The sequence below is a fragment of the Paraburkholderia sp. CNPSo 3274 genome (genome assembly GCF_024206475.1).
Taxonomy (GTDB): Bacteria; Pseudomonadota; Gammaproteobacteria; order Burkholderiales; family Burkholderiaceae; genus Paraburkholderia.
Map to the genome: position 1 here is coordinate 24,747 of NZ_JAMBPR010000084.1, position 6,787 is coordinate 31,533.

Consider the following 6,787-nt stretch of genomic DNA (forward strand, 5'->3'; position numbering starts at 1 on the left):
GGTTTAGAAAACGCGTTTGAGGATGTAGTCCCCGTTGTCATAGCCCCGGACTTCGAGGATTTCGGAGAGGTGCCGCATTTCGCCCGTGCGCTTCAAATGCACGACGTAGTTGAAGCAGCTGGCGATGTTCTGACGCAGGTCGGAGATGTCCCAGCGCGTCCCGGAAGGCACGCCGAGCATCGCGAGACTCTCAAACCGTCGCAGGCCACCGCGCGCCGTGCTCGAGTGAATGGAGCCCAGTCCGCCGTCGTGGCCCGTGTTCAGCGCCTGGATGAAGTCATAGGCCTCGCCACTGCGAACTTCGCCGACGAGGATCCGGTCGGGACGAAAGCGCAGACAGAGTGCAACGAGCATCTGGGTCGTCACCCCGGTATCGGTATTCGAGAGCAGCCGCAGCTTGTTCGGCACTGGCAGCTTGAGTTCCATCGTGTCCTCGATGGTGATCACCCGATCTTCATCGGGAATCTCGGCGCCCATAGCATTGAGCAGGGTCGTTTTGCCCGATGACGTGCCGCCTGCAACGAGGATGTTTTTCTTCGCGCGTACGATCTCGCGCAATGCCTGACGCAGATCGTGGTTCTCGATGCCCGGTCGGAAGAACTCCTGGTCCACGTCTTCGCGCGCGCGCGCGCGTGAAAACGCGCCGGCCTGAACGTAGTCGTCTAGCGAGAGGTGTTTGTCGCGGTGTTTTCGGATACTCAGAGCGTCGCCGTCGATCGCGGTCGGACGCATGACGGCCGCGATACGGAGGTTGCCGTGCCCCGCGTTCAGGATCCCCTGGGCCGTGCCCGCCTTCGCCGACTTCTCCACCGAGGAAGCGAGCGAGTGAATCGCGCCTGAGAGCGTTGACGGATTCAGCTCGATCGGCACGCGCGTGAGTACCCCGCGACGCTCGATCCAGACGTCTTTCGGGTTGTTGACCATCACTTCCGCGATGTCCGGCGCGTCGAGAAACTCGCGCAACGGCGCAAGCGAGGCGAAGAACATCCGGACCGCACTCTCTTCGAGGCGGTTGAATTTGAGCAGTGGGTTTTCGGCGGCTTCGGACATGCTGGTATTGTTCCGGGCCGGCCGCGTGGCTAACCGGGCAAAAGGGTAGCGATATTCGGCAGCTTTCCCGAACGCCTGCGCGCTGGACTTGGCAGCCAAATGTCGCCCCGCACCCGTTTAGGCGCCTAAACGCTTAAACCCGGAATGGTGCACTTTTTGTGCAGCTTTTCGGCGGTCGCGACCGGGCTGGGCAATGCGTGCAACGGCGTATGGGCGAAAAAAAACCCGGCTCGATGTGAGCCGGGTCGGGTTGAAGAAAACGGGCAATCAGATGATCACCTCCACCACTTCGCCAAACGGCGCCTGACGTGCCCGACGCAGCGGCGTCGTCGACGCCCACAACACCGGGTACGACGGAGGCACGTCGGGGAAGTCGCCATCCATGTCCGTCAGATAGACGAGGAATGCCGGATTGAGGCCCTCCACTTCCAGACGACGGAACGGATCGGTGAAGGCCGTGCCGCCCCCACCCTTAACCGGCGCAAGCTCGATCGGGTCACCCCGTTCGAAGACCTGCACCTGCGTGACGCGCTTGTCGCAGTCCATCACAATCAGACGCGCGGGGCGAACGACTTCGGCCACGTGAATGATCTCGGCCGCGAACTGCGCCTGCGTCTCGTCGAAGACCGAGCCGCTGCTGTCGCGTACAAACACCGCGTCACCCACCGCCGGCGAATGCAGCGACGGCAGGTAGAACCCGAGATGCAGGTAACGGCGGTTGGGCATCGCGAAGCTGTAGTCGTCGTTTGTCACCTGCTGCGCAAAGCGCATCAGGATCGAACGCCAGTCCACAGATGGCTCCGCTGCTGCCTCCACCATCGCCTGCATGCCGCCGGGAAGCTTGCCGCGCATCCTGGCCGCTTTCGCGGCCTGGAGCGTGGCGACCTTCCACTCGGCTTCCTTCACGGGTTTGTCCGGCCCCGGATAAGGGCGGACCTCGCCGCAGGAAGGCGGTGCATCGGGATCGGGAGCCGCTGACGGTGTGTTCGCGCCGTTCGCGGGTGCCTGTTGAGCGCCCGGTGCTTGCGCACCAGGTTTGCCGCCAGACTTCTCCTTTTCCTTTTGCCTCGCCTCCTGCGTGAGGACCGCGTAAATCTCCTCGGCCGACTTGCCATGAAAGCGCGCGTCGTCGAGGTGTCCTGCTGGCAGAACCATCCCTGCCTGCTTCACGATCGGATTGATTGCGTAGTCGCACGCATCGTTCCACCGCTTCGCGTCGCGCGGCCCCTGCCGGAAGCAGTGGCCGTTGGCGACGTGCAGGATCTCGTGCGCGAGCACGCCCCGGCATTCCAGATCGTTCAGGGTGTCAAGATACGCCGGGTTGTAGCCCAGCGCCTCTCCGTCCACCCAGAACGTCTTGCAAGCCGGATCCTCGACTACCTTCAGACGCAGCGCCAGCGCGCCAAAAAACGGCTGGTCCATCACCAACGCCGAACGCTGTTTCGAGATGCGAGTATCCATGCGCACCTCACGCCGCGATGCGCAGCTGCGGCGCGAGGCCGGGTTTGGGCATCGCTGCCTGCGGCTTGCCGCCCATGAAGGCCTCCATCAGTTCCTCGATCTCGGTTGCCTTGGCGGCCACCTGGGAACGAAGCACCTCGGATTCCTTCAGGTCGACGCCGTTGTGCACGGCAAGGTGACGGTTGGCCTGCTCGAGGATGTGGTTCAGCTGCGGATCGTTGCTGAAATTCAGCTTCGGCAGCAGCCCGCACAGCTCACGCACGTTGTCGGCAACGTCGATACGTACGCCACCGGCCGCATACAGCCGGTTGGCCATCGCGGACACGGCATCGTACAGACGGCGCACGATGTCCTGGTTCGCATGGTCGATCGAGCGCTCGACGTGCTGATCGATTTCAGAGCGCAGGCTCGTGAGCACGTCCTCGGGCAGATCGACACCGAACTGGCTGGCGTCCGGGAACGGCAGGACCGCCATGCGTACGCCGAACTTCTCGCCAAGCTGCGCGAGCGTCGGGTAGTCCGCCTCGTTGAAGAGGCCGTTCATCTCCTGACGGGCCTGTTCCTTGAGGTCCAGGTAGTCGGTGAGGAAAACCTGCACGGCGAGATCGAACTCGTCCTTCATCCTGCGCATCTGTGTCGAGAATTCCATGTAGATGGAAGTGGGCAGCAGACGCACCGAAAGCTGGTTGTACTCCAGCGTGTGGTCATAGAAGTAGCGGCGGATGCGCCCGGCGAGCGACAGGACCTCCTTGAAGCTGGAGGCGTTCTCGGGCAGCAGCCGCTTGTTGAAGCGCCCGATGCCCTTGGTGTCGTGGCGGGTTTCAACCTCCTCAGTGACCTTCTCATCGAAGCGTCGTGCGACCCACGACGAGATGGTGACCGAGCAGAGCATGACGCGCGATTGAATATCGGTAATGTTCATGGAGAGACTCCTGAAGAGACAGAAAGTGGAATGAATCGGGAAAGGGAAAAGCGACGCGGGCGCGCACGTCGTGCGCGGCCCGGAACAACGAGGAGAGGGAATGAAGCGAAACGTCACCCGTGAATCAGCTTGCCGATCGGACCGCCCTGCGCCTTGATGAAGGCGTGGGTGTTCGCGAGATCCGGCGTCTTGCGCAGCGCGTCTGTTACCAGCAACGCGGCGAACTCGCCCAGCCCCGCCGCGATCAAACGCTCGGTGTAGATGACGACACGTTCGAAATTGCTCTCGTTCGCGTACATCGCCAACGCCGCACTGATGGCGTAAAGCGCCGACGGCGCCTCGGGAATCGGAGCAACATCGGGCGTGGCGAGAACCGCTGCCGGCGACGGCAACTGCCGGTAGATCTGGATGAACGCCAGCAACTCGGTTGCCGGACCCTCGCCCACAGAACCGGCGTGGGAGATCAGTTCCAGTTCCTTCGGCACGACTCCCATCGTTTTCGCGACGAAACCCCAACTGCGCGGGCTTGGCGTCGCTTCAATGTCGCGCGAGGTCTTCTGGACCGACAGCAGGTCCGGCCGGAAGCGCAGAAACGCAAACAGTTCCGGCGCGATATCGTTCGCGACGGCCCAGGCGCTCCACTCCTCGATCGTCGCCTCGAGCTCCACCACGGTGGCAAAGCGCGAGATCAACGGGTCGAGAATGCCGCTCACGCCCGCGTTGTCGTTACGTCGGTTGGTAGCCGCGAGGAACGTGACGTTCTCGGGCAGCTTGTGCTCGCCGATCCGGCGCGCGAGCAGCAGCTGCATTTTCGCGGCCTGCACGGCCGGCGAGGCCTGCCCGAGATCGTCGAGAAACCAGATCAACGGGCGCTTGCGAGGCTGCAGCGCGCGTTCCAGATCGCCAAAAGGCAGGAAGCGTGCGGACTGGCCGTCGGCCGCCGCGAACGGCAAGCCCTTCGAGTCGGTCGGATCTTCGACGACGGGATGGCTGATCATCAGATCGTGGTCGACCTGGTCGGCGACCTGGGCCACGATATCGCTCTTGCCGATGCCTGGGCGCCCCGTAATGAGCACCGGAAGGCGCTTCGGAACGTAGGCGGTGAGCAGTGCATTGAGCTGGGAAGCGTTGACTTGCATTTGGGTTCCTTGAAAGAAGAAAACCCTGTGCAGACAACTTCCCCGTCGGGAACGTTGTCCTGACAGGGTGATTTGGTTTGCCGCGTGCGCGGCGGTCGATACGCCTAAGGCGCGAGAAAGCTGTTAGCGCAGAGTGGCCGCAAGGGCATCGCGCTGCCCGGCGTTGAGCGTCGAATACTCCACGCTTGTGGCGCCGCTATAGATGAGAAGACCGTAGACGTCTGCCAGTGCGCGAGCTTCCGCGCAAAGTACCGGCTGGTCCTCAGCGGCTGCCGGTCGACGCTCACGCCAGTGATTAATCGCCGACTCAATCTGGGCGATCGTCACTGCAAAAGGTTGCGGATACATGGGCTGTTCCTTTGACGGAAGGCCCGGGAGACGCCGCGCCCAAGCCGGGACGGGGTCCCTACCAGGCGGGTTGCATTGCCGGCGGCGCCGGCGGGTTCGATGCGTCAGGGACGCGGGTGATAGAGGCCAGTTTAGGCTCGCGCACGCATCAGCTACGGGCCAATGCTGGGCAATTCGAGGTAGCTTTCGCGCGCGACGTGCCGCGCGCGGACGTAAAAAAAACCGGCGCAAGCGCCGGTTCGGTCAAGGTTTCAGGCAAGCGAGAGCCGGGCCTGAGAATTCTCACGCTCCCGGATACGGACGACAATTGCGGCTTCCTCCTGGCGAAGTCGACGCGTTCGCTCTTCGCCGACGCCGTTGTGCTTCTCGACGACGTAGGTAAAGTAGAGCGGCCTTGCAGGTCCGCGCCACTGGTCCCACTCGGCCATGATCGCCGCGCGCATGTCAGGAACGCACGCAAAATACGCGCGTCGCGCCTGACGCCAGAAGCGCGCCTGCAGGTCACGCCAGCGCTGCTCGCTTTCCAGCAGCATGCGTTCCCGCCGCTTGCGCTCGTCATCAACTGGCAGCGTTGGTCGCGGTTGGAACTGCCCGACGAACAGCGGATAGTCGCGCGCGATCTTCTCTGCCTCACGCGCTTCCCGGCGCACGAACAGTGCCTCCTTGCGGGCGGTCCAGTTGTACCCCTCCGTTCGCGGCTCACGTTCGAATCGCATGGCAACCTCCTATGATGCGAGGGTGCCAAGGACAGCGCGCGCATACGCGAGCGTGCCGTCTTTCGCACTGAGCCGGCGCGCCGTGCGCTCTTCGCCGCGTGCGAGGACATACCTGACGCTTGCGCCGCGGGGATAGCTACGGATGGTCGAATAGCCCTCGCGGATCGCCCGATCGACATGCTCCACACCCGTGATGACTGCGTCCTCAGTGTCCTTGTAGCGGGCCTGGGTGGCAGCCTCCCGAGCGTCCTGCAGTCCGCGTTCCGCTTCCGATTCCGCCCTGCGCTGTGCAGCCAGCGATTCCCACTGGGCCTGCTGCGCCTCGTTGTAGCCGCACAGCAGGAACACCGCGCGATGACGTGCCGCCGGGCGCAGACGTAGCAGCTTTACGCCGAGCACTTCCTCGAACGCCGTCTTGCTGGCGCGGTTGTGTTCGTCGGAAGTGTCCAGCACCTTCAGCAGTGACTCTACGTTGCGTTCGGCGAGAGCGCGCGCCATCCGGTTCCCGTACTCGAACGTGTGCCGTCCCTCATCCAGACGGGCAATGTTGCAGCGGTGGCGGTGCATGCGGTGGCTGATGCGACCGGCCTTCAGCTCCTTGTCGGCGAATTCCACGGCACGCCGGCAGACGCTTGCAGCAACCAGTTCTCGAACGCGACTGGCCAACGGCGAGACAGGCTGGCCAACGTCGACCGGCTTGCTGAACGTATCCGGCAGCGGCAGGTCATCGATGAGTCCGTGCGCGTGCAGGACGTCCTCGACGTGCGGATACGTCGGCTCGTCCGGCAGCAGGCGCGCGAGCATCGTGAGGATGTCGGCGTTCTGCTCGTTGATGGACTTGCCGTTGTGACGCATCACGGAAGCAATGTTACGAAGCCTTGCACCGGAAATTGCGCCTCGCAGAGCTAACGTCAAGTCTGGTGTATGGGCAGCATCGTGACGACCGATTTCAAGCGGCGAGTTTCTGCTGAACCGGCCGATCGTCTTGCACCGGTTCGCCGTCCTTGAAGGCAACGCCCGCGAGCAACAGCTTGATCTTTTCCGGGCCGTTGATACGGCGCCAGGTTTTCTCGGCTTCCTCGATCAGCTTGAATGCGAGCCCGAGGAAGGTTGGTCGCGATACGCAGTTGCGCGTGCGCGTCGTACGGTGG

Annotated in this window: 7 protein-coding genes and 1 pseudogene; all 8 read right to left on the minus strand. The window is 63.3% G+C overall.

Annotation, left to right across the window (positions count from 1 at the left end; genetic code table 11):
* Positions 1 to 3: 3 nt before the first annotated feature.
* Positions 4 to 1,050 carry a CpaF family protein gene (locus M3I54_RS37055; protein ID WP_254344726.1) on the minus strand — a complete coding sequence of 349 codons (1,047 nt, stop codon included), beginning with the start codon at positions 1,048 to 1,050 and terminating at the stop codon, positions 4 to 6.
* Positions 1,051 to 1,317: 267 nt separating this feature from the next.
* Entirely contained in the window at positions 1,318 to 2,511 is a 1,194-nt protein-coding gene (locus tag M3I54_RS37060; protein WP_254316908.1) for a VWA-like domain-containing protein, read from the minus strand.
* Positions 2,512 to 2,518: 7 nt separating this feature from the next.
* Positions 2,519 to 3,433 (minus strand): hypothetical protein, encoded by a 915-nt coding sequence (locus tag M3I54_RS37065; protein WP_254316909.1) that lies wholly within the window; start codon positions 3,431 to 3,433, stop codon positions 2,519 to 2,521.
* Between the two features lie 113 nt (positions 3,434 to 3,546).
* Positions 3,547 to 4,572: an ATP-binding protein gene (locus tag M3I54_RS37070; RefSeq protein WP_254344729.1), complete on the minus strand. Its 1,026-nt coding sequence runs from the start codon at positions 4,570 to 4,572 to the stop codon at positions 3,547 to 3,549.
* 123 nt (positions 4,573 to 4,695) lie between these two features.
* The gene (locus M3I54_RS37075) at positions 4,696 to 4,920 is read right to left on the minus strand and encodes a DUF3717 domain-containing protein (RefSeq protein WP_254316911.1); all 225 of its coding nucleotides are present in this window, start codon (positions 4,918 to 4,920) and stop codon (positions 4,696 to 4,698) included.
* Positions 4,921 to 5,171: 251 nt separating this feature from the next.
* Entirely contained in the window at positions 5,172 to 5,636 is a 465-nt protein-coding gene (locus M3I54_RS37080; RefSeq protein WP_254316912.1) for a hypothetical protein, read from the minus strand.
* Between the two features lie 9 nt (positions 5,637 to 5,645).
* Positions 5,646 to 6,491, minus strand: coding sequence for a hypothetical protein (locus tag M3I54_RS37085; protein WP_254344732.1), 846 nt, complete (start codon positions 6,489 to 6,491; stop codon positions 5,646 to 5,648).
* A gap of 94 nt (positions 6,492 to 6,585) precedes the next feature.
* Positions 6,586 to 6,787: pseudogene (locus tag M3I54_RS37090) on the minus strand (IS256 family transposase); the annotation flags it as partial.

Coding starts and splice junctions, on each gene's coding strand:
- M3I54_RS37060 (WP_254316908.1), bottom strand. CDS start 2,511: ATGGATACTCGCATCTCGAAACAGCGTTCGGCGTTGGTGATGGACCAG.
- M3I54_RS37070 (WP_254344729.1), bottom strand. CDS start 4,572: ATGCAAGTCAACGCTTCCCAGCTCAATGCACTGCTCACCGCCTACGTT.
- M3I54_RS37075 (WP_254316911.1), bottom strand. CDS start 4,920: ATGTATCCGCAACCTTTTGCAGTGACGATCGCCCAGATTGAGTCGGCG.
- M3I54_RS37055 (WP_254344726.1), bottom strand. CDS start 1,050: ATGTCCGAAGCCGCCGAAAACCCACTGCTCAAATTCAACCGCCTCGAA.
- M3I54_RS37080 (WP_254316912.1), bottom strand. CDS start 5,636: ATGCGATTCGAACGTGAGCCGCGAACGGAGGGGTACAACTGGACCGCC.
- M3I54_RS37065 (WP_254316909.1), bottom strand. CDS start 3,433: ATGAACATTACCGATATTCAATCGCGCGTCATGCTCTGCTCGGTCACC.
- M3I54_RS37085 (WP_254344732.1), bottom strand. CDS start 6,491: ATGCGTCACAACGGCAAGTCCATCAACGAGCAGAACGCCGACATCCTC.